Below are 21,768 nucleotides of genomic sequence, written 5' to 3'. Positions count from 1 at the left end.
TAAAAATTCAAAAACGAGTGTGAATAGGATCTAACCGAATAACTAAAAAGAAAAAATCATGAAACGCATTCTTATATATTCATCCATTCTCTTTGCTTCGGTAACTGGCGTTGGTTGCAAAAAAATGCTCGACCAGCCGGTGCAGGGCGCATATGAGGCGGACAAATTTTTCAACTCAGATGTCAATGCCAATTTAGCTGTTAACGATGCTTATCCTGCATTGCTGTTCACGGATGGCGGCTCCAATGCCATTTGGGTGCTGGGCGACGTTGCTTCCGATGATGCTGTGAAGGGTGGCCTTCCCGGCGACCAGGCAGATTTCGACAACGTTGACAATTTCAATATTCTTCCTTCGAACTCAGCCGTAGAAGCAGTTTGGAGAAGATATTATGACGGCATTTTCAAATGCAACGTAGCACTAAGCGGCGTGCCGGATGTTAACACCATGGTATCTGATTCTGTAAAAAAATCTGTTACGGGCCAGGCGAAATTTCTTCGCGCTTATTACTATTTTCTATTAACCAGTTGCTACGGAAATATTCCGCTGCATCTTAAAGTAGAAACCGTTGAAGAAACACAACAACCCGCAGCGCCCCAGGCAGATGTTTATGCACAAATAGAAGCTGATCTTACAGACGCCTCGGGCAAATTGCCTTTAGCTTGGGATGCGGCCAATAACGGCAGACCCACAAAAGGCGCAGCGCTTGCGTTGCTTGCCAAAGTGTATTTGTTTGAACAAAAATGGCAACAGGCTTCTTCTACAGCGCAGTCTGTTCGCGACCTGAATATTTACAGCTTAACAAATTTGTTTACAGACAATTTTAATCAAAACAAAAAGCTGAATACAGAAGCGGTGTTTTCCGTTTGGCACCAAACAGCGTCTTCGCAATCATTCCTTGGAAACAATTTGAACCAATGGTTTGCACCAAGAGGTTCCTTGAATGGCTATGGTTTCTTCAATCCTACACAAAGTCTTGTAGACAATTTTGAAAAAACTACAGGCGGTGTTGTTGACCCGCGTTTAGATTACACCATTGCAAGATTTGGCCATCCATATTACGATGTAGATTATGATTCATCATGGAGCACAACCGGCTACATGAGTAAGAAACAAATTCAGCCATTGAGTGAAATTCCCGCGACCATAAAAGGCGATGGCAACCTGAACTATGAAGCTATCCGTTTCAGCGATGTGCTGCTCATACAAGCCGAAGCGCTCAATGAGCAAGGTCTTGGCGCACAAGCATTGGCTCCTTTGAATATGGTAAGAAAAAGGGCAAGGGAAAGCTATTTGTATGACAACACACTGCCTGACTTTGGAACAGTTCCAGACGGACTTCTGCCTGATGTTGTAGTAACAGATCAAGGTCAATTGAGAGACATCATTCGCAAGGAACGAAGATCAGAACTGGCGCTTGAGTTCCATCGCTATTTCGATGTAATAAGATATGGTTCGGCCTATGCAAACAGCGCATTAAGCGACAAGCCTGCATTCAATTACGATCAGGATAAATTCTTCCCGATCCCTCAAAGCGAAAGAGATACCAATAAGAAATTGTAACAACGGTTACTGTCAAAAATGTCTATTATGAAATGAGCGTCAAAACAATTTGCCATACGAAAGGCATGTTATTTAATGCGAATTCCATCTGACCAAAATCAAATAAAAAATAAACAGATGAAAACAAATAGAAAATATTTCATCCTTACCATAATGGCGCTGTCGGTTTTTGCTGCTTGTAAAAAAGATGACAGCAGTACACCAAATTACAACGCAGACAAAGCGGAACTTAACAAGCTGATCGATTCTGCCACCAATGTTTACAACAGCGCTGTAGAAGGTAAACAAGCCGGTCAATATGCCGTTGGTTCCAAAGCAGATCTTAACGAAACAATTGATCTCGCAAAACAAGTAAGCACCGGAACCACTTACACACAACAGCAGGTAGACAATTCTGTCGCAAACTTTGAAAGATCATTGACCGCTTTTTACTCAAGGCAAATACAAGATGTATCTGTAGAAAACCTGATGGCCTACTGGAAATTCAGCGGCAATGCAGGCGACTCTTCCGGTAATGGAAACGATGGCATGCTTAAATCAGGCATCATCGGCGCAACGCCCGTTGATGGCGGAGTGCTGCCACAATTAACTTCTGACAGGTATGGCAATGCAAACATGGCTTACAAGTTTGACAATGGCGCGTACATTGAAATACCTTACAAGGCATCGCTCAATCCAAAATCATTTACCATTAGTTTGTGGGTGAAGCGTGGTGAAACATTCAGCGACAACTACATGGTGTCACTGGATCGCTGGAATGGATTTAAGTTCCAGTTGCAAAGCAACAACTTCTTGTTTCTTACATTGAGTAAAGACAATGGCATCAATGATGTGGATAGCAACCCTGCATCCGTTCCTCAAGATGATTGGACACAAGCCGCAGTGTCTTACACAAACGGTTCCATGAAATTTTACGTGAATGGTGATTTGAAAAGAACCGTTGCCATCACAGGCACGCCGATAACATTGCCAACTCCGATCAATCTGTGTATCGGCCAGCAATTGCCAAAAGACAAATTCAGTTTTACAGATACAAGCGATCCTAATTATTACTGGGGTCCATCTTATTTCAAAGGTTCGCTGGACGATATCCGTTTTTATAACAAAGCATTGAGCGATGCAGAAGTGCTTTCCATCTACACAATGGAAAGTTATAAATAGGTACTAGCATGCCTTTGTTTCCCATTCCTGAATAGGCATAAGCAGGGAAGCAAACCTCATCATCCTTCGCAATGGCGTTACCTTACGTCATTGCGAAATGACGAGGAACGGCTTAGCAACGGCCTGCTGAAAAAAAATATCGTTGCAGCACAATCAGAAAACAAATGACAAGCAATAACGCTTTACTTATGAAAGACATTGCAAAACGCTTTGATCAAAACCCCATCTTGCGTCCCGCAGATCTGCCACCAAGCCGCGAAGGCCTGGAAATAGCTTGTTTGCTCAACCCTGGTGTATTTGATTTTGACGGGAAAACATGGCTGCTTATCCGCGTAGCAGAAAGGCCGAAACAAAAAGACGGCATCATTTCTTTTCCTGTTCTGAAAGATGGCGGCATTGAGATCATTGAAATAGAAAAGAACGACCCTGCACTTGATGCGAGCGATCCAAGAGTGATCAATTACAAAGGCGCAGATTATCTTACAACGCTCTCCCATTTGCGGCTTGTTTGCAGCGATGATGGCATTCGTTTCTATGAACCGTCCGGCTATCCAACGCTACACGGCGAAGGCATATTGCAGGGCTTTGGCATTGAAGATTGCAGGGTAACAAAGATCAATGACACTTACTATTTAACTTTTACAGCAGTCTCCGAAAATGGCGTCGGCGTTGGGTTACGCACCACGAAAGATTGGAAAAAATTTAATTCGCACGGCATGATGCTGCCGCCGCACAATAAAGACTGCGCCATTTTTGAAGAAAAAATTAACGGCAAATATTATACACTTCACAGGCCCAGCAGTGTCGATATCGGGGGCAACTATATCTGGATCGCGGAATCGCCGGACACATTGCATTGGGGCAATCACAAATGCATTGCACGAACCCGCAAAGGCATGTGGGACAGCAAACGTGTAGGCGCAGGAGCCGCACCAATCAAAACAGAAAAAGGCTGGCTGGAAATTTATCACGGCGCCAATGAAAAACATCAGTACTGTCTCGGCGCCCTGCTGCTTGACCTTAACGATCCCTCAAAAGTATTAGCAAGAAGCGAAGAGCCTATCATGCATGCCGCCGAACCTTATGAACTAACAGGCTTTTTTGGAGATGTTGTTTTCACAAATGGTCATGTTGTAAAAGGCGATACCATCACCATGTATTATGGCGCAGCTGATGAAGTGGTTTGCGGAGCAACATTCTCCATAAAAGAAATTCTCTCGACCTTAAAAATGTAGAACAAATAAAATGGCTAAAAACTTCACCTCAGAAATAGAACATTTTCGCAGGCAGCCATTCAATTTTAAAATGTTGATATGGACAAATGTCGTGTACACCCTCGTAATGCCGGTGATCGACATTTTTGTGGCGGCCTACGTAATGCGCAACTCCAATGATCCTACCAAGGTGGTCATTTATCAGCTTACCATTTACACAGGCATACCATTGACGTTTTTACTCAATGGATTTCTGTTAAGCAGGTTCAATATTAAACTGCTTTACTCAATAGGCATGATGCTAAGCGGTGTTTCAATGATGATCATGATGTCGCTCAAAACCCTTGATGTCACGGGCATTGGCGTTGCGGGCATTATCATGGGAATGTCATTCGGTTTCTATTGGGCAAACAGGGACTATCTTGCCTTGTCCATCACCAACGATAAAAACAGAAACTACTATTACGGCCTCGAAACATTTTTCTACACCGTCATCGCTGTGATCATTCCCTTTTGTGTGGGCTGGTTTATCGAACTTGTAGGCAATAAGGAAAATGCCAACTTCGCTTACCGCATTGTAACAGGCGTCGTTTTTCTCATCACCATTGCAGCGTCCATTGTTTGCTTTCGTGGCGACTTTAAAAATCCCGAACAAAAGAAATTCATCTACTTTAAGTTTCATCCTTACTGGAGAAAGTTATTGGTGCTCGCTTCCTTAAAAGGTTTGGCACAAGGCTATTTGGTAACAGCTCCTGCAATGCTCATCATGCGTTTGCTCGGCAAAGAAGGCGCATTGGGCACAGCACAATCCATCGGTGCCATCATCGCCGCGGTCATCATGTACATCATCGGTCGTGTTTCCAAACCGGAACACCGTATCTATATTTTCTCTGCAGGCCTTATCCTATTCTTTGTGGCCGCCTTATGCAATGGCATTTTGTTCAATGCTACAGGCGTTATTCTTTTCATGCTATTTTTATTGTTGGCAAAGCCAATGCTCGACATTTCCTACTTTCCTATACAGTTCAGCGTCATTGATATTTTGTCGAAAATTGAAAACCGCAATGAGTTTGCGTACATCTTAAACCACGAAGCAGGATTGTATGTTGGTAGATTCATCGGCGCAGGAACATTCATCGTTCTTGCCTATTATTACTCAACGGAAGTGGCGCTGCGATATGCGCTCATCTTTATAGCGCTGGCGCAATTGCTTTCCATTTTTGTGGCGCAAAACATTATTAAGGAAGGTAAGGTATTGGCAAAAGAACACGGCATAGAAGAGGCAGAAGAAAAAATTCTGACAGAAGCGCCGTTGACGGGAACGCTGTAGTAGTTGCCAGTCTTGGAAAGACCGGAAAGCGATATTAATGCCCTACGGGCAAAACTCGTCGCCCGTACTATTTTCTATTGATATTTTTTCCCTACGGGAAAATTGTTATTGCCCGTAGGGCATTAATATCAATAGAACCGTAAGAATACACGGCCCTTTGTCCGTAGGACATTAATTCGAACGCCCGATTTTCTAATAAAACAGCATGCGATGGCGGACATCCCTATCAACAAAACAAGTTACACACAAACACCGGCTACCGGCCCCTGGCCACCGGCTACTCAAAAAAAGGACTATGAAAAAAACTCTCGGATATATCACGCTCGCGGCAACTCTATTCGCATGTAACGGGCAACAACAAACGAAACAGGAGCCGGTTGCTCAAAAACATTTGAGTCGTGTAGACTCCATGTCAAACATGCCGCAGCCTTTTGAAATCATCGATTGGAAAATGATGGCGCAAAAGTTTGACAACACTGTTTTTGATTTCACCGCTACTGGCGAACACTGGCCGCTTGTATGGTGGGACAGTACACGACATAACTACAATCAAAATGTAGTGGGCGTGTTCACTGCGATTGGAGATGACAGGCAGGGCACGCACAACAAAGGCATGTTTCATGAAGCGCTGGCAAACATGGGCGCCGTGCTGGGCGCTACTTTAACGGGCGTCAACAAAAGCAACCAGAACGGATTGAACTATGTGGGCATGTTGAAAAATTATTTTAATCGCGAAACTGGTTGGAACATCATGATGAACAACACTTGTCCCGAAGTTGCGCTGCTTGGTGGCGGTTATGGTCGCGACTGGTGGTACGATGTTTATCCAAACATGTTCTTCTATGCCATCTACAGCAAGTATCCTGACCAAAAAGATTTCGACAGCATTGCACATAGCATTGCAGAAAAATTTTGCGGAGCGGATTCCATTCTAAACGGCAACTACGATTATTCATTTTTCGATTACGGAAAAATGAAACCGATGAAGAATAATATTTGCACACAACAGGATGCAGCCGCAGGCCACGCTTTTGTTTTGTATGCAGCTTATAAAAAGTTTGGTGATGACCGTTATTTGAAGGCTGCAAAAAGTGCTTTGTCTGCTTTGGAAAAACAACCGCAAAATACTTACTACGAAATCTTCATGCCGTTTGGCGCTTACATGGCCGCAAAGCTCAATGCAGAGCAGGGAACAAAATACGATGTACAAAAATTCCTGGAGTGGACATTTGACGGCACACCGAAATGCCGCGAAGGCTGGGGCACACTCGTGGGCAACTGGAATGGCATTGACATCTCAGGTATTGTTGGCAGCACCACCGACAGAGGAGGCTACGGCTTCCTGATGAATACTTTTGACCAGGCATGGCCGTTGGTTCCTTTGGTTCGCTACGATCCTTCTTATGCAAATGTTATTGGCAAATGGATGTTGAATGCAGCCAATGCTGCTAAACTATTTTATCCGCAATACATGCCAAAGGATCACCAGACCATTCCGCAAAAAGCGGATGTGACGAAAGGAGTGATTGCTTATGAAGGCATCATCCATTCGCCAAGCTATCCGCAGTATAAGAATCTGAAAGCTCCCGTAGCGCAGGGAGACGGACCGCTATGGGCGCCCAAAAATCCGGATGTCTCTCAATTCAGTGTGTATGGTAGTGGTCACGTCGGCATTTTTGGAAGCATCATTGCCACAACTGATGTACCAGGTATTCTACAACTTGATTTGCTGGCGACAGATTTCTTTCACGATAAGGCTTATCCATCTTATTTGAGTTATAACCCTTACGCAGAAGCAAAAAAAGTAACCATTGCAGCAGGAAATGAAGAGGTCGACGTGTATGATGTCATCAGCAGATCTTTCGTGGCTAAAAAGGTAAAGGGCTCTTGTGAGGTTAATATTCCGGCCCAGTCGTCAGCTATACTCGTTATGATTCCGGCAGGCGCCCACATCGAGCATAAAGACGGTAAAATGTTCGCCAACAATGTAGTGGTAGATTATGGGGCAGGACAAACGCCATAGGCAAATTAATAATTAATAATTGATAATTAATAGGCGTGGCCGAATAATTGAGAAATGACATTCCTATATTTTATAAAATTAAACGGGCCACATTCATTACTGAATGCAGCCCGTTTAATTATTAATTATTAATTATTAATTCGATTTAAACCCGCTCCGTCAACAACTGTTTCACCAATTGTTCCAGTTCAGATAATCTCTTTTCAAGATCAGGAAGATTGCGGCTAAGTGCCTGGCTGCGCAATGCACTTGTGTAGTCAAATGCAGGGCTGCCGGTAACCGCAGTGTTTGGCGCTTTAATGCTTTTGCTTACTCCACTCTGTGCGTTGATCTTGCTGCCATCAGCAATAGAAATGTGGCCAACTATACCAGCTTGTCCGCCAATCATTACATTTCTTCCAAGTTTCGTACTTCCGCTCACGCCGCTTTGAGCAGCCATCACGGTATTGTTACCAACCTCTACGTTGTGTGCAACCTGGATAAGGTTGTCCAGCTTCGCGCCGGATTTAATCAGCGTAGATCCTATAGTAGCGCGGTCAATAGTCGCATTGGCGCCTATTTCCACGTTGTCTTCAACTACTACGTTACCTATCTGGGGAACTTTTTTAAAGCTACCATCAGCTTGTGGTGCAAAACCGAAACCATCACTACCAATTACAGTACCGGCATGAACGGTAACGTTTTTGCCTAGTACGCAGTCGAAATAAATTTTTACGCCTGCGTGCAAAATTGTGTTGTCGCCAACTTTCACATTATTGCCCAGGAAGGTGCCGGGGAATATTTTTACGTTATCGCCGATCACAACATTTTCACCAAGGTACACAAACGCTCCGATGAAAATATTTTCGCCCAACTTAGCGGTAGTAGAGATGTAGGATGGCTGTTGAATACCGGTAAGCTGTTGCGTCATTATTTCCTGGTATTTGGATAACAATGTTGCAAAAGCAGAATAAGCATCCGGAACGCGAATAAGGGTTGCGTTAATAGGTTCCTTCAACTCCTGAGCTTCGTTTACTATAATAACAGAAGCATCAGTTTTATACAAAAAGTCCTCGTATTTGGGATTTGCTAAAAAGGATAATTGGCCTTTAGTGGCTTCTTCAATTTTTCCAAAAGAACCAACGGCAGCTTCAGGGTTACCTTCAACTTTGCCATTGATAAGAAGCGCAATTTGGGCAGCAGAAAATTGCATACTCAATTTTAATATTTGTTAAGAGTTAATGTTCAAACTTTTAAGTAAACGTCTTCCTATACTCTTTGGGTTTTTAAACATTAAGAAAGCAAATGTAATGTTTTTTCACAGGGCTTGACAAATTCCGGTGAATTAGTGCATTATCCACTTGTGAAATGTCCTTTACGGAGCCGTCTTTAAACAGAATATTTATACTTTCTTCGGTAGGATCATACGTGGTATTAATAGCTTCTCCACTGAAAACATAATATTCTGCATCGTTTTCGTCGATACTTAACGTATTACAAATTTTTTCCTTTAATGTTTTTTCGAGAACAGGATCGATTGGGTCCGGTGATAATTTTAGTTTATAAAGCCTTCTGTTAATTAAAGAAGTGCTCAAAAAAGAAAGGATCTTATCTTGATGGAACATCCATTTTTTAAATGTACTTACCAGGTCAGTATCATCAAGCAAACAAAACTTGTCCAGGTGGTTTTCGAGATCATCGCTGGCGGATGGATTGTGCAGAAAAAAATCCAGCATGGGCGTGGAGCAATCTACCTGAACGCCGTTTTTAACAAGTTCCTTTGCACGGGCAATTACTTTTACCAGCATCATTTCTGCACTGAGCACCGTTTTATGCAGGTAAACCTGCCAGTACATCAGCCTTCTTGCCACCAGGAATTTTTCGATGGAATAGATCGCTTTTTCTTCCACCATCAGTTCGTCATTGTGCACTGTAAGCATTTTTAAAATGCGGTCATAACCAATTACGCCTTCGGAAACGCCGGTAAAAAAACTGTCCCTTGTAAGGTAGTCCATCCTGTCAACGTCCAGTTGCCCGGAAACCAACTGATGGAGAAACGGCTTGTTGTACTTGTTGGTGAAAATATCAATCGCAAGCTGCAGTTTCCCTTCAAATATTTCATTGAAGCGCTGCATGATCAACAACGATATTTTTTCGTGATGCATTTTTTCTATCAGCGTTTTTTCCAGCGCATGAGAGAAAGGGCCGTGGCCAATGTCGTGCAGCAGAATGGCAATCTTTGCTCCTAACTCCTCTTCTGCAGTAATTGCGACACCTTTATTTTTTAACTCTCCTAATGCACAACACATCAAGTGATACGCGCCCAGCGAGTGATGCAAACGAGTATGCACGGCACCCGGGTACACGAGCGAAGCAAACGCCATCTGGTGAATGCGGCGCAAACGCTGATAATATGGATGAGCAATGATTTGAAATAAAAGCGGATGATCTATAGTAATGAAGCCGTAAACGGGATCGTTGATTATTTTTCTCGTCACATTTGCCATGCTGTTTCAGCTTTGTTAAAATTAATTCTTGCGGAAAGCCCAAATGTACAATTTAGTGGAGGGAAAATTTATTTTTGACCTATAACCTTGAGTAATTAATAATTAATAATGAATAATTAATAAGATTACATTCGCTATAGAATGTAGTCTTTTTATTGTTTAAACAGACTCGTGACATCACTTTTTTCCGCAGACATGTCACTTTATTAATTATTCATTATTAATTATTAATTATTTTAAAATGGCGGTAGCTACAATTCTTTGGGTGGACGACGAAATGGAAAGCCTGCAATCACAGAAAATGTTTTTGGAAAACAAGGGATACCAGGTGCATACTTTGTCAAACGGGTTTGATGCGATAGATTATGTGAAGGAGAATATGGTAGATGTTGTATTGCTGGATGAATCCATGCCCGGTATTTCAGGCCTTGAAACCCTCGCAAAGATCAAAGAAATAAGCCAGCAGATTCCCGTGATCATGATTACCAAAAATGAAACGGAAAATGTGATGGATGATGCTATCGGCAGCCAGATAAGCGACTACCTTATAAAACCGGTGAACCCCAACCAGGTTTTGCTTAGCCTTAAAAAAATTCTCGACAATAAAAGACTGGTGGCAGAAAAAACTACTTCAGCTTATCAGCAGGACTTCAGAAATTTATTCATGGCACTCAGCAGCAATCCCGATTACAACGAGTGGATGGAAATCTATAAAAAACTTGTTTATTGGGAGCTTGAAATGGAAAAAAGCGACAGTCCTGAAATGCGCGAAGTTTTCCAAACACAAAAGGAAGAGGCCAATACAGAGTTTGGAAAATTCATCTCCAAAAATTATTCATCATGGGTAAATCCTAAAAGCGTTGATATGCCCATCATGTCGCACACTTTGTTGCAGTACAAAGTGCTGCCACACCTGGAAAAAGGCGTACCTACTTTTTTTGTACTAATAGACAATTTGCGATTTGACCAATGGAAAGCCATTCAGCCAATTTTTGCTGAAAGCTTTCGCATACTGCAGGAAGATTCTTTTTATGCCATTTTGCCAACGGCCACACAATATGCACGCAACGCCATCTTCGCGGGAATGCTGCCGATAGACATTGAGAAAAAATTTCCTGTTCAGTGGAAAAATGACGACGAAGAGGGCGGCAAGAATTTGTACGAAGAAGAATTTTTTAAAGACCAGTTGAAACGTTTGAAAAAAGACAACCTGCGTACTTCTTATACAAAAGTTTTGAATCACAATGCAGGTCAGGATCTGGTGAGCAATATTCACAATTTGCTGCAGAACGATCTTAATGTGATCGTGTACAACTTCGTAGATATGCTTAGCCATGCCCGCACCGAAATGGAAGTGCTGAAAGAACTTGCCAACGATGAAATGAGCTATAGAAGCATTACTGCCAGCTGGTTTGAGCATTCACCGTTGCACCAGGCACTAAAGCGCATTGCCGACAAAAAGGTAAACATCATCCTTGCCACCGATCACGGCAGTGTGCGTGTAAACAGCCCGCACAAGGTTATTGGTGATAAACAAACAACGACCAACCTTCGTTATAAACACGGCCGCAATCTTAATTACGAACCAAAGGAGGTAATTGCCTTCCGCGACCCACGTGAGGCAGGATTGCCTACACCAACTGTAAACTCGTCATTCATTTTTGCCAAAGCAGACGGCTATTTATGCTACCCCAACAACTACAACTATTTCGCAAACTACTACCGAAACAGCTTCCAGCATGGCGGCGTAAGCCTGGAGGAAATGATCGTTCCGGTGATTAAAATGACCAATAAGGCATAATTTGAAAATGTGCTAATTTGAAAATTTGAAAATGGGGTAGCGCGAGGACTTCAGCGTGTCCAGAAATGTGGCATCCGATGACAGTCTACACAGCTTGCGGAGAGCCCCACAGCTCATTTTCAAATTCTCAAATCCTCAAATTTTCAAATTAAAGCGCTTCGCGCTGCCTGTGGATAATTTGAGGTTAACTAATATGTCCAAAACGCTTTATAGGGGTAGATTTGCAGTGATAAATTTAGAGTAATCAGAAACCTGAGCGCATGAAATACACACAAAACACGTTAGAAAAAGTAGAAAGAATTTTATTGGAAAATGATTATATCATTCGATATGAAAGAGGCTCTTTTCAAAGCGGTTATTGTATTTTGGAAGCCAAAAAAGTAGTCGTTCTCAATAAATTTCTTCCAGTGGAAGGCAGGATTAATACCCTGTTAGATATTATTCCCCAACTTAATATCAACCCCGATACGTTAAGCAATGAATCCCGAAAAACGTATGAGGATGCAATGACGATGAAAAGAGACGCGGAATAATTTGAAAATTTGAGGATTTGAAAATTTGAAAATGCTTTCTGCGTTTACCCACAAACAAGTTTATACAGTCTTGCTGAATTATTTGAATGTGAAAAGATAACTATTATCAAAAGGTGGCTCATTGCGAGCCACCTTTTTTTTCATGAGTAACTACTCAGATTCATCTTGAATATTCAAGGCGTAAGAATATTTTTTGGCTTATGCGCGGAAAGCATTTTCAAATTTTCAAATCCTCAAATTTTCAAATTACCCCACCATTCCCGATTCTTTATTAAATTCGCTTGTGACATGTCCTCCTCTTACAATAACATTTCTTGGAACAGGCACCAGTAATGGTGTTCCAATGATTGGCTGCACTTGCGCCGTTTGTACGTCCACCGATAAAAAAGATAAAAGATTGCGCAGCAGCGTGTTGATACGCTCCGCCAAAACAACATTGGTAGTGGATACCACCCCAGATTTTCGGTACCAGATGCTGCGTGAACACGTAATGCAGCTGGACGCAGTTGTGTTTACTCACCCGCATAAGGACCACGTTGCCGGCCTGGACGACATTCGCGCCTATAACTATTTTTATAAAAAAGAAATGCAGGTATATGCGAACGAAATGACCCAGGAGGTGATCATTCGCGAGTTTCCATATGCCTTTTCCGATTTTAAATACCCCGGTCTTCCCGAAATAAAACTCAACACCATTGATGGATCTCCCTTTATGGTGGGCGATATTCCAATTATCCCAATCACAGTTTGGCATTTGAAAATGCCGGTGCTCGGATTCCGCTTTGGCAATTTTACTTATATCACCGATGCCAACAGAATCGAGGATAGCGAAAAGGAAAAAATCAAAGGCAGCGACATTCTGGTGGTGAATGCGCTGAGAAAAGAAAAGCACATTTCGCATTATACACTACAGGAAGCGATTGATCTGACGCACGAACTACATGTGCCCCAGGCTTATTTCACACACATCAGCCACCAGCTCGGCAAGCACGAAGAAGTTACTGCGGAGTTGCCGCCCGGCATGCATTTGGCGTATGATGGATTGAAGCTGCAGCGGGAAGAGACGGAGTTGAATAACTGAGTAACTGAATAACTGAAGCCTATGTGCGACTGTCCTCGAAACAATTTTCCATTCTTTCTGTGATTGGTCAACAAGACAGCACGTCATTGCGAGACCGGCAGAGGACGAATAGCCAAGTAACAAAGGCAAAGACAGACAGTCAAGAACAGGGCGAAGCAATCTCAGCAACCTCCCGGAGATTACTTTACATCTCAAGTTTTACCACTAAGGCGCTAAGGACACTAAGCCTCGCTTAGGATTCTCTTAGTGAAACTTAGTGTCCTTAGTGTCTCAGTGGTAAAGAAACAGGTTAAATTCTCTCAGTTATTATTTAACGGCAACCACTACACGAAAATAAATTAGTCAAACATCCGCAAACAATTTATCATTGCATCTCCAACCTGCCGACCGGTACAGACCTTGAATAACATTCTCAAACATTCATTTTCTGTATGCCGTTTACAAACAAAAAATGGTGGAAGGATTATTTTTCTTTCACTAAAAAAGAAAGAATTGGAGTAATTGTTCTGCTGATAATAGTTGTTATTGTCTTTCTATTGCCCGCCTTTTTTTCAAATCCTGGTCCTCCGGATGATGCAGTCGTAAAGGATTTCAAGGAACAGGTAGCAAAACTACAAACCAAAAAGGAGACCCGCTCTGATTACAATAGTCACTATGAGAAAAAAGATTACCGCGATTTTAACAACGATAAAACTCCCACACATGGCGAGCTGTTTTATTTTGACCCAAACACAGCGTCGCAATCAGATTGGCAACGGCTTGGGTTAAACGAAAAAAATATCCATACAATTCTCAACTACGTATCGAAAGGGGGAAAATTCAGAAAGCCGGAGGACCTCTTAAAAATATATAGCCTCAGGGAAGCAGATGCACAAAGGCTTATTCCATATGTTAGAATCGATGACGCGGAGACATATAAAACTGACATGCATAAAGATCGTGTTGCCACAAAATCGGAGAAGAAACTTTCCATTATTGATGTTAATAGCGCCGACACCAATCTGCTGAAATCACTGCAGGGAATTGGCAGCAAGCTTCCCCAGCGCATAGTTAACTTCCGGGAAAAATTGGGAGGATTCAGCGATGTGAGCCAGATAGCAGAAACGTACCGTTTGCCTGATTCTACTTTTCAAAAAATAAGCAGTTATCTAACTGTTGGAAAGGGCGGTATAAAACAGATAAATATTAATGTTGCCACGGCAAATGACCTAAAACAACACCCTTACATAGGCTGGAAAATTGCCAACGCAATTGTGCAATACCGCTCTCAACACAATGAATTTCAATCCATTGAGGACCTTCGAAAGATTGCCTTGATATCTGAGGACGACTATAAAAAAATTTATCCATATGTGTCAATAAAATAAATTACTAACGAATGTTAGTTTCTATTGAAATAGTTTCTATATTGCAATGCCTTTAACGATTTGCTTACTATATATTGTCAGACATGAACGGCTGACAATTGCATTATTCTCTGGTTGCTTGCCATTAACGATTGCTTGTTTTTTTTAAACCACGATTGCTTGCTTATGAATTTTGATACACAGGATCTCACAATACAAGTAGCGCAGACGGCCAGAGATTTTGCGCTCCGATACATAAAACCCCACGTTTCTGAGTGGGATGAAAGTCAACATTTTCCTGCAGACATATTTAAAGAAATGGGTAAACTGGGCTTCATGGGCGTTTTGGTCCCTGAAGAGTACGGTGGCTCAGGACTGTCGTATGCCGAGTACATTGTTGTGATACAGGAGATATCCAAAGTCTGTGGTGGTATTGGCCTGAGCCTTGCCGCACACAACTCTTTGTGCACTGGCCACATTTTGGCCTTTGCCAATGAAACGCAGAAGAAGAAATATCTTCCGTTGCTTGCTTCCGGAGAATGGCTCGGTGCCTGGGGACTTACAGAACCCAACACCGGCAGCGATGCGGGAAATATGCAAACGGTAGCGGTAAAACAGGAAGGCGGCTGGCTGCTAAATGGTACCAAATCATGGATCACTCACGGCAAAAGCGGCGACGTAGCGGTTGTAATTGCGAGAACCGGCGAACCGCGCCAGCACAATAATGCCACTGCTTTTATAGTTGAAAGAGGAACACCGGGATTTTCCGGTGGAAAGAAGGAGAACAAGCTGGGCATGCGTGCCAGCGAAACCGCCGAAATGATCTTCGATAATTGCTTCATTCCTGATCAAAACGTTCTGGGAAGTGAAGGCAACGGTTTTCATCAAGCGATGAAAGTCCTGGACGGCGGACGTATTTCAATTGCGGCGCTTAGTCTTGGTATTGCCAAAGGTGCTTACGAATGCGCTTTGCAATATTCCAAAGAGCGCCATCAATTCAATAAACCCATTTCGCACTTCCAGGGAATCAGCTTTAAACTGGCAGATCTTGCCACGGAGATAACAGCTGCGGAACTATTGACCCAACAAGCCTGTGATCTTAAAACAAAACATTTGCCGGTGACCCAAAAGGCTGCGATGGCAAAATATTACGCCAGTGAAATTGCCGTAAAAGCCGCTACAGAAGCCGTACAGATTTTCGGTGGGTATGGCTACACAAAAGATTTCCCTGCAGAAAAATATTACCGCGATGCCAAGCTTTGTACCATCGGTGAAGGCACTTCAGAAATTCAAAAGATTGTCATAGCCCGTGAGGCTTTAAAATAGGTTTTCTACGATTGCTTACTATAATTCGTGCCCTTTTTTCTAAGAGGGCATTTTTTTAGAAGTTAGGAATTAGAAATTAGAATATAGCCATGCAAAGCAGTTTCACCATTCTTTCTGATTCCTAACTCCTAATTTCTAATTCCTGGTTTCTGATTCCTAATTGTTCCTTATTTTGCGGCCTCAACAAAAGCGCCCTTGCAGACCTCCATCTATAGCACTTTCATCAATTGGCTGCAAAGCCATATGCTGGCTTGTCCTTCAAAAAAATTCCTGCATATAGATTGTCCGGGTTGTGGCTTGCAAAGAAGCGTGATCTACCTGCTGAAAGGTGATCTAGCCGAAAGTTTGCAGATGTATCCGGCAACCATCCCAATAATTCTAACCATTTGCTTTCTTATATTGCATCTTCGATTTAAATTTAGCGCCGGCGGAACCGTGCTTAAATATTCGCACTTGTTTTGCGCGGTAATTATTATTTCATCTTATATTTTTAAAACAATCAACAATTTTAAAACCTTTTAACTGATGGAAAACTTCCAGGAACCAAACCAAGAACAGAACTTTTTGAATTTCCAACAAACACCATTGCCCAATGCAACAGCAGTCCTTGTGCTGGGTATCATTTCAATTGTAGGATGTTTTTGTTATGGCATTGTGGGCCTTATTACAAGTATCATTGCGCTGATTCTTGCAAAAAAAGACATGGCACTTTATAATGCTAACCCTTCGCTGTACATACCTTCATCTTATAACAATTTGAAAGCTGGCCGCGTTTGTGCTATTGTAGGAATCATTCTTTCAGCATTGTATCTGCTGTTCGTAATTGCTATAATTATTATTGCGGGTGCTGCTGCATTAAGCGATCCTTCGCACTTTTTAAAGCACGGACAGTTCTAATTTTTACACAAGATCTGACCATAAATAAAAAAGCTGCAACAGAAGTTGCAGCTTTTCTTTTTCTTGAGAGGATTCTATTACGGCATAAAATCTTCTTCCTCACTAGGACCGTATTTGTCGAACAATTTATCAAGTGCTCCGCCGAATAAAGGGAATTTCTTCTTTGCAAAATTCTTAATTACTTCAATCGCTTTGTAAGCCTGTTGTTCTGTCAAACCTTCTGCCATTAATTGTTTAATCAGTTCGTCCATATGTTTAAAGTTTTTATCTCTCAGTTAAACGTGTACGGTGTACGAAGTACGATGTACGAAAGTCATTAAGCTAACAGCACCAAAAACATTTCGTACATCGCACTTCGTACACCGCACATCAAAAATCTTATTCTTAAGCTACTTTCAACAAGCTCATCTTGCTCTTGTCAAATTTCTTCTTCGCATACTCAAGCGTAAGATGGAACTTGGTTTCTTTGCTTGATGGCAGTTCGAACATGGCGTCAGTTAAAATGCTTTCGCAGATAGAACGCAATCCTCTCGCACCCAACTTGTATTCCATTGCTTTTTCTACCATGAAATCATATACATCGTCATCGATTGCCAACTCAATTCCTTCCAATTCAAACAATTTCTTGTATTGTTTTGAAAGTGAGTTTTTAGGCTCTGTAAGAATTGAGCGAAGTGTTGTAGTGTCCAGCGGATTCAGATAAGTTACAACAGGCAAACGTCCCAACAACTCTGGTATTAAACCAAAACTCTTCAAATCCTGCGCGTTCACATATTGCAGTAAATTCTTTCTTGCTGCTTCCTGGTGCTCTTTGTTTACATTGAAACCAATCGCATTGGTATTTACCCTGCGTGAAATGATTTTGTCAACGCCATCAAATGCGCCACCACAAATGAACAATATATTGTGTGTATTTAGTTTGATCAGTTTTTGCTCAGGGTGTTTACGTCCGCCTTGTGGTGGTACCAGTACATCGGTTCCCTCCAAAAGTTTCAGCAAACCTTGTTGAACACCTTCTCCACTTACATCACGGGTAATGGAAGGGTTATCGCCTTTACGGGCAATTTTATCAAGCTCATCTATGTAAACGATTCCTCTTTCTGCTGCGGCGACATCATAGTTACAAACCTGCAGCAAACGGGTAAGAATGCTTTCAACATCTTCACCTACATAACCGGCTTCTGTAAATACAGTTGCATCAACGATCGCAAAAGGAACATTCAACAATTTGGCAATTGTTTTCGCCAACAGGGTTTTACCGGTTCCGGTTTCGCCCACCATTACGATGTTACTTTTCTCAATTTCTACTTCACCTTCTGTGCCTGTTTTCTGCTGCAGACGCTTGTAGTGGTTGTATACCGCAACTGCAAGTATTTTTTTAGCATCATCCTGTCCAATCACGTATTCGTCGAGGTATCTCTTTATTTCAACCGGTTTCTTAACCGTTAGTTTAAAAGATGATGAGGAAATGGTAGCATCGGTACGGATCATCAGCTCCTGCTCAATAATCTCACGGGCGTGCTCCACGCAGTTTTCACATATGTGTCCTTCCTGTCCCGCAATAAGGATTTTCACTTCATCCCTGCTGCGCCCGCAAAAAGAACAATGTAAAGTGTTTTTAGCCATTTATTAGTTTATATCAGTTTTACAAAGTTACCCAATAGTTGCGGATAAGCAACTTTTAGGGATTATTCCCGGTGGGGTGAATGCGATTCCCCCGTAATACGACAATAATAGGCAAAAAACCGCTGCAATAAGCAGCGGTTTTTTATATACCTAATTAGTTGTCAACACTTTAAAAAATAGACAAAATTATAGTTTGTCCAATACGCCGTCCACAATGCCGTATTCAATAGATTCTTTAGCATCCATCCAGTAATCACGGTCAAAGTCCTTCATAATTTGTGCCACGGTCTTGCCGCAGTTGTCAGCCAGGATCTTCGCGCCGATCTCTTTTACCTTTCTTGTTTGCTTTGCCTGAATTTCCAGGTCAGCGCTCACGCCCTGCATAAAACCGCCAAGGCTAGGTTGGTGGATCATTACTTCCCCGTGTTCGTAAATGAACCTGCGTCCTTTGGTACCGCCGCTCAACAAGATGGAACCCATTGAGGCTGCCAAGCCCATACAAATGGTGCTTACCGGACTTTTGATCATTCGCATAGTGTCATAAATAACCATACCGCTGGTTACCATTCCACCCGGGCTATTGATGTAAAATTTAATTTCTTCACCTGGTTTATCTGCATCGAGCAACAACATTTTAGTAGTTACTTCACGTGCGGATTTATCGTCAACGACGCCCCATAAATAAACGGCTCTTTTTTCGAAGAAAAGCTGTTCCAGTCTTTTGTTAAGCATTATCAGCTCATCTCTTCTGCCTTCTTCTGGTTTTTCTTCCTCTTCATCGTCCATTCTAAGTGGCGCTATATATTTTGAATAATTCATCTTGAGTTATGAGTTTTAAGTTATGAGTTATAAGTTTTGAGTTATAAGTAATAAGTTGTGAAGAAGGTCAAAAATTATAACCAGAAGCTCTCGACATAAGTTCAAAGCTGCTTTCTCAACTCAAAACTTATTACTTACTACTTAAAACTTCTTTAGCTTTCTTTTGCTTCTTTGCGAGGGTTTACCAATAATACTTCGTCTACCAGACCGTATTCTTTTGCCTCGAATGAAGTCAACCAGTAGTCGCGGTCGCTGTCTTTTTCTACTTGTTTTATTGGTTTCCCAGTGTGTAGAGAGATCACTTCATACAATTCTTTTTTCAGTTTTCTGATCTCATTTACAGTGATTTCGATATCGCTGGCCTGACCGCCGATGCCGCCGCTTGGCTGGTGTATCATGATACGGCTGTGTTTAAGCGCTGTACGCTTGCCTTTTGTTCCGGCACACATCAGCACCGCGCCCATTGAAGCCGCCATGCCTATACAAATGGTAGACACATCCGGAGTGATGAATTGCATTGTATCGTAAACCGCCATGCCGGAGTAAACGCTACCGCCGGGGCTATTGATATACATTTGAATATCACGGCCGCGGTCAGTGCTTTCCATGAATAGCAACTGGGCAGTAATGATGTTTGCCACTTCGTCATTAATAGGGTAACCAAGGAAAATAATACGGTCCATCATCAAACGGCTGTATACATCCATAACCGCGATGTTCATGGGCCTTTCCTCTATAATATTTGGAGTAAGATTATTAACCTGGTACTTATTATAATCGTTTAGTGTATTGCTGGAAATACCCCGATGTTTAACGGCATATTTCTCAAATTCTTTTTGAAAATTCATACGTATTTCCTTTCTGATTATTAATTAGTTTGAAAGTATGTATTTATTACCAAATCTCCTTCCAATTTTTAAAAATTGTAAAAAACTGACAGAGCGTCAGGAACAGTGGAGAATTGAGAGTGGAGAGTGGAGAGTTGGCTCGCTGTGATGGAGTTGCTTGTTGTTAATTGCCAGGCTTTACGTGTATCTAACCTTTTGACAGATCGTTTCATTAATTGGCTAACAACTACTAACTAACAACTCTCAATTCTCCACTCTCAACTACCTAATGTTTTCCAGCAAGTCAATCACCTTCTCCCTCTTCAAAATCAGGTACCCCAGCCTGTCGTTGCTGATGCCTTCTTTTAACTGGTAATTGAATACAAGTTGATCTTGCGACACGGAGGTTTCGAAATAACGGAAGATGATGTTTGGAAAAACTTTTAACTCTTCGCCTATTTCGTAGAGATGCGTGGAAAGTATGAAGAGTGAATTAGGAATTCTTATCAATCCTTTGATAACGGTTGATGAGCACTTCATTGCATCCTGCACATTTGTGCCTTTGAAAAGTTCATCGATGAGCACGAGCCATTTTTTACCGTTGTTGATGGTTTCAATGGTTCTCTTTATGCGCTGCACTTCGTTAAAGAAATAGCTTTCTCCTTTCACGATATTATCGCTCACGTTAATGTTGCTCAAAATGCCGTCGAACAAGCTGAGCTCGAAATTCTTTGCAGGCACGCCCATTCCCAAATGTGCAAGGTAAACGGCTGACCCAACAGCCTTGATGAAGGTGCTTTTCCCCGCCATGTTTGCGCCGGTTAAAAAAAGAAAATTATTGCTCGTATCAAGCTTTACATTGTATGAAACAGGCGTTGGCAACAGCGGATGATACAAATCTTTTGCATCGAGATATGCCTGCTCGCTTTCGATGAAAGATGGAAAAGTAAGGTTGAATTTTTTTACCGCCATCGCCATAGAATACCATGCATCGATGCGACCAAAAATATTGATCAGCTCATTTGCTGATGACTTGTACCTGTTTCTCAAATAGTGCCCGAAGTAAACGGTTTGCACCGGAGAAAGTTTTACGTCTTTTTCTATTTGCGCCAGCTTATCAATGATCGCGGGCTTCATGAGATCCTTCGCTCTCGTTATAAAAGTGCGCAGCATTTTAGGCGTATCGCTATTATCGAATACTTCAACAAGCTTCATGAAACCTTTTACCAAATCGGCAAAGTGTGTAACAGAATATCGTGTAAGAGAGTAGTCAGGAGCATGTAAAAGTTTGTAGGAAATAGCATTGACCATATTTGCATGGTCGGGCAATGGGTCCATGCCATAATCATAGAATTTCTCAATCACCATAATAGTTCCATTGGTAATTTGAGTGGGCCACTGCGCCTCTTTTTCTATAATTGTTTTAATGATCTGTTGCGTTTCCCTGATGCGGGCAATATCTGTAAAAGGCTCGGAGAAAAATTTCGCCAGCCACGCTTTACCATCTGTTGTTTGCGTGAAGTTGAATTTATGAAAAAGAGAAAACTCCTCCTCATGAGAAAAAATGGACAGGTCGTTGAAGGTAACTTTGTCGATGTTCATAGAGTCAAGTTAGGGAATAATTGAATAACTGAGTAACTGAATAACTGAGTAGTTGAACGTCGGAGAAAGCTATCGAATGCGGGCTTTCTGTAAGGCGAATAACAGAATAACTTAAAGTTGAACGTCAGAAAGAAT

19 protein-coding genes are annotated in these 21,768 nt (G+C 42.0%); 12 read left to right on the top strand and 7 right to left on the bottom strand.

All coding sequences use genetic code 11. The annotated features are described in order from the left end of the window. The first annotated feature begins 58 nt into the window (after positions 1–58). The 5 genes from KTO63_RS05240 (at position 59) to KTO63_RS05220 (ending at position 7,289) form a co-directional block, all read left to right on the top strand. Positions 59–1,561 (top strand): RagB/SusD family nutrient uptake outer membrane protein, encoded by a 1,503-nt coding sequence (locus tag KTO63_RS05240; protein ID WP_217790175.1) that lies wholly within the window; start codon positions 59–61, stop codon positions 1,559–1,561. 117 nt (positions 1,562–1,678) lie between these two features. After that, positions 1,679–2,722, top strand: coding sequence for a LamG domain-containing protein (locus tag KTO63_RS05235; RefSeq protein ID WP_217790174.1), 1,044 nt, complete (start codon positions 1,679–1,681; stop codon positions 2,720–2,722). A 188-nt stretch (positions 2,723–2,910) separates the two neighbouring features. Next, positions 2,911–3,957 carry a glycoside hydrolase family 130 protein gene (locus KTO63_RS05230; RefSeq protein WP_217790173.1) on the top strand — a complete coding sequence of 349 codons (1,047 nt, stop codon included), beginning with the start codon at positions 2,911–2,913 and terminating at the stop codon, positions 3,955–3,957. A 10-nt stretch (positions 3,958–3,967) separates the two neighbouring features. Beyond that, the gene (locus KTO63_RS05225; protein ID WP_217790172.1) at positions 3,968–5,266 is read left to right on the top strand and encodes an MFS transporter; all 1,299 of its coding nucleotides are present in this window, start codon (positions 3,968–3,970) and stop codon (positions 5,264–5,266) included. A gap of 295 nt (positions 5,267–5,561) precedes the next feature. Then, a complete protein-coding gene (locus KTO63_RS05220; RefSeq protein ID WP_217790171.1) occupies positions 5,562–7,289 on the top strand; it encodes a glycoside hydrolase family protein in 1,728 nt (575 codons plus the stop codon). A gap of 145 nt (positions 7,290–7,434) precedes the next feature. On the opposite strand, the gene lpxD is transcribed toward KTO63_RS05220, so the two are convergent. Then, positions 7,435–8,481 carry a UDP-3-O-(3-hydroxymyristoyl)glucosamine N-acyltransferase gene (gene lpxD / locus KTO63_RS05215; RefSeq protein ID WP_217790170.1) on the bottom strand — a complete coding sequence of 349 codons (1,047 nt, stop codon included), beginning with the start codon at positions 8,479–8,481 and terminating at the stop codon, positions 7,435–7,437. A gap of 73 nt (positions 8,482–8,554) precedes the next feature. Beyond that, positions 8,555–9,775, bottom strand: coding sequence for an HD domain-containing protein (locus KTO63_RS05210; protein WP_217790169.1), 1,221 nt, complete (start codon positions 9,773–9,775; stop codon positions 8,555–8,557). A 241-nt stretch (positions 9,776–10,016) separates the two neighbouring features. Between KTO63_RS05210 and porX the strand changes: the two genes are divergently transcribed. From porX to KTO63_RS05175, 7 genes are all read left to right on the top strand, one after another. Then, positions 10,017–11,576, top strand: a complete 1,560-nt coding sequence (gene porX, locus KTO63_RS05205) for a T9SS response regulator signal transducer PorX (RefSeq protein ID WP_217790168.1) — start codon at positions 10,017–10,019, stop codon at positions 11,574–11,576. 260 nt (positions 11,577–11,836) lie between these two features. Further along, a complete protein-coding gene (locus tag KTO63_RS05200) occupies positions 11,837–12,109 on the top strand; it encodes a hypothetical protein (RefSeq protein WP_217790167.1) in 273 nt (90 codons plus the stop codon). Positions 12,110–12,392: 283 nt separating this feature from the next. Further along, positions 12,393–13,190: an MBL fold metallo-hydrolase gene (locus tag KTO63_RS05195; protein WP_217790166.1), complete on the top strand. Its 798-nt coding sequence runs from the start codon at positions 12,393–12,395 to the stop codon at positions 13,188–13,190. A gap of 431 nt (positions 13,191–13,621) precedes the next feature. Then, positions 13,622–14,557 carry a helix-hairpin-helix domain-containing protein gene (locus KTO63_RS05190; protein WP_217790165.1) on the top strand — a complete coding sequence of 312 codons (936 nt, stop codon included), beginning with the start codon at positions 13,622–13,624 and terminating at the stop codon, positions 14,555–14,557. Between the two features lie 165 nt (positions 14,558–14,722). Then, a complete protein-coding gene (locus tag KTO63_RS05185) occupies positions 14,723–15,862 on the top strand; it encodes an acyl-CoA dehydrogenase family protein (RefSeq protein WP_217790164.1) in 1,140 nt (379 codons plus the stop codon). A gap of 243 nt (positions 15,863–16,105) precedes the next feature. Beyond that, on the top strand, positions 16,106–16,384 hold the full coding sequence (locus KTO63_RS26515; RefSeq protein WP_394371617.1) for a DUF2752 domain-containing protein: 279 nt from the start codon (positions 16,106–16,108) through the stop codon (positions 16,382–16,384). A gap of 3 nt (positions 16,385–16,387) precedes the next feature. Beyond that, positions 16,388–16,759, top strand: a complete 372-nt coding sequence (locus KTO63_RS05175; RefSeq protein WP_217790162.1) for a CCC motif membrane protein — start codon at positions 16,388–16,390, stop codon at positions 16,757–16,759. 77 nt (positions 16,760–16,836) lie between these two features. Here KTO63_RS05175 and KTO63_RS05170 read toward each other — a convergent pair whose 3' ends face one another. The 5 genes from KTO63_RS05170 to KTO63_RS05150 all read right to left on the bottom strand — a co-directional run bounded on the left by KTO63_RS05170 (position 16,837) and on the right by KTO63_RS05150 (position 21,633). Next, positions 16,837–17,010: a hypothetical protein gene (locus KTO63_RS05170; protein WP_217790161.1), complete on the bottom strand. Its 174-nt coding sequence runs from the start codon at positions 17,008–17,010 to the stop codon at positions 16,837–16,839. Between the two features lie 133 nt (positions 17,011–17,143). Next, positions 17,144–18,385 (bottom strand): ATP-dependent Clp protease ATP-binding subunit ClpX, encoded by a 1,242-nt coding sequence (clpX, locus tag KTO63_RS05165; RefSeq protein ID WP_217790160.1) that lies wholly within the window; start codon positions 18,383–18,385, stop codon positions 17,144–17,146. A 186-nt stretch (positions 18,386–18,571) separates the two neighbouring features. Continuing rightward, positions 18,572–19,204 carry a ClpP family protease gene (locus KTO63_RS05160; RefSeq protein WP_217790159.1) on the bottom strand — a complete coding sequence of 211 codons (633 nt, stop codon included), beginning with the start codon at positions 19,202–19,204 and terminating at the stop codon, positions 18,572–18,574. Between the two features lie 152 nt (positions 19,205–19,356). Continuing rightward, positions 19,357–20,052: a ClpP family protease gene (locus KTO63_RS05155; RefSeq protein ID WP_217790158.1), complete on the bottom strand. Its 696-nt coding sequence runs from the start codon at positions 20,050–20,052 to the stop codon at positions 19,357–19,359. A 261-nt stretch (positions 20,053–20,313) separates the two neighbouring features. Then, a complete protein-coding gene (locus KTO63_RS05150; protein ID WP_217790157.1) occupies positions 20,314–21,633 on the bottom strand; it encodes a MutS-related protein in 1,320 nt (439 codons plus the stop codon). Positions 21,634–21,768: the final 135 nt, after the last annotated feature.

The organism is Pinibacter aurantiacus (assembly GCF_019130065.1).
In the GTDB taxonomy this organism is placed as follows: Bacteria; Bacteroidota; Bacteroidia; order Chitinophagales; family Chitinophagaceae; genus Pinibacter; species Pinibacter aurantiacus.
This window is presented reverse-complemented; position numbering and strand designations above follow the sequence as displayed.

Coding starts and splice junctions, on each gene's coding strand:
- KTO63_RS05240 (WP_217790175.1), top strand. CDS start 59: ATGAAACGCATTCTTATATATTCATCCATTCTCTTTGCTTCGGTAACT.
- KTO63_RS05235 (WP_217790174.1), top strand. CDS start 1,679: ATGAAAACAAATAGAAAATATTTCATCCTTACCATAATGGCGCTGTCG.
- KTO63_RS05230 (WP_217790173.1), top strand. CDS start 2,911: ATGAAAGACATTGCAAAACGCTTTGATCAAAACCCCATCTTGCGTCCC.
- KTO63_RS05225 (WP_217790172.1), top strand. CDS start 3,968: ATGGCTAAAAACTTCACCTCAGAAATAGAACATTTTCGCAGGCAGCCA.
- KTO63_RS05220 (WP_217790171.1), top strand. CDS start 5,562: ATGAAAAAAACTCTCGGATATATCACGCTCGCGGCAACTCTATTCGCA.
- lpxD (WP_217790170.1), bottom strand. CDS start 8,481: ATGCAATTTTCTGCTGCCCAAATTGCGCTTCTTATCAATGGCAAAGTT.
- KTO63_RS05210 (WP_217790169.1), bottom strand. CDS start 9,775: ATGGCAAATGTGACGAGAAAAATAATCAACGATCCCGTTTACGGCTTC.
- porX (WP_217790168.1), top strand. CDS start 10,017: ATGGCGGTAGCTACAATTCTTTGGGTGGACGACGAAATGGAAAGCCTG.
- KTO63_RS05200 (WP_217790167.1), top strand. CDS start 11,837: ATGAAATACACACAAAACACGTTAGAAAAAGTAGAAAGAATTTTATTG.
- KTO63_RS05190 (WP_217790165.1), top strand. CDS start 13,622: ATGCCGTTTACAAACAAAAAATGGTGGAAGGATTATTTTTCTTTCACT.
- KTO63_RS05185 (WP_217790164.1), top strand. CDS start 14,723: ATGAATTTTGATACACAGGATCTCACAATACAAGTAGCGCAGACGGCC.
- KTO63_RS26515 (WP_394371617.1), top strand. CDS start 16,106: ATGCTGGCTTGTCCTTCAAAAAAATTCCTGCATATAGATTGTCCGGGT.
- KTO63_RS05175 (WP_217790162.1), top strand. CDS start 16,388: ATGGAAAACTTCCAGGAACCAAACCAAGAACAGAACTTTTTGAATTTC.
- KTO63_RS05170 (WP_217790161.1), bottom strand. CDS start 17,010: ATGGACGAACTGATTAAACAATTAATGGCAGAAGGTTTGACAGAACAA.
- clpX (WP_217790160.1), bottom strand. CDS start 18,385: ATGGCTAAAAACACTTTACATTGTTCTTTTTGCGGGCGCAGCAGGGAT.
- KTO63_RS05160 (WP_217790159.1), bottom strand. CDS start 19,204: ATGAATTATTCAAAATATATAGCGCCACTTAGAATGGACGATGAAGAG.
- KTO63_RS05155 (WP_217790158.1), bottom strand. CDS start 20,052: ATGAATTTTCAAAAAGAATTTGAGAAATATGCCGTTAAACATCGGGGT.
- KTO63_RS05150 (WP_217790157.1), bottom strand. CDS start 21,633: ATGAACATCGACAAAGTTACCTTCAACGACCTGTCCATTTTTTCTCAT.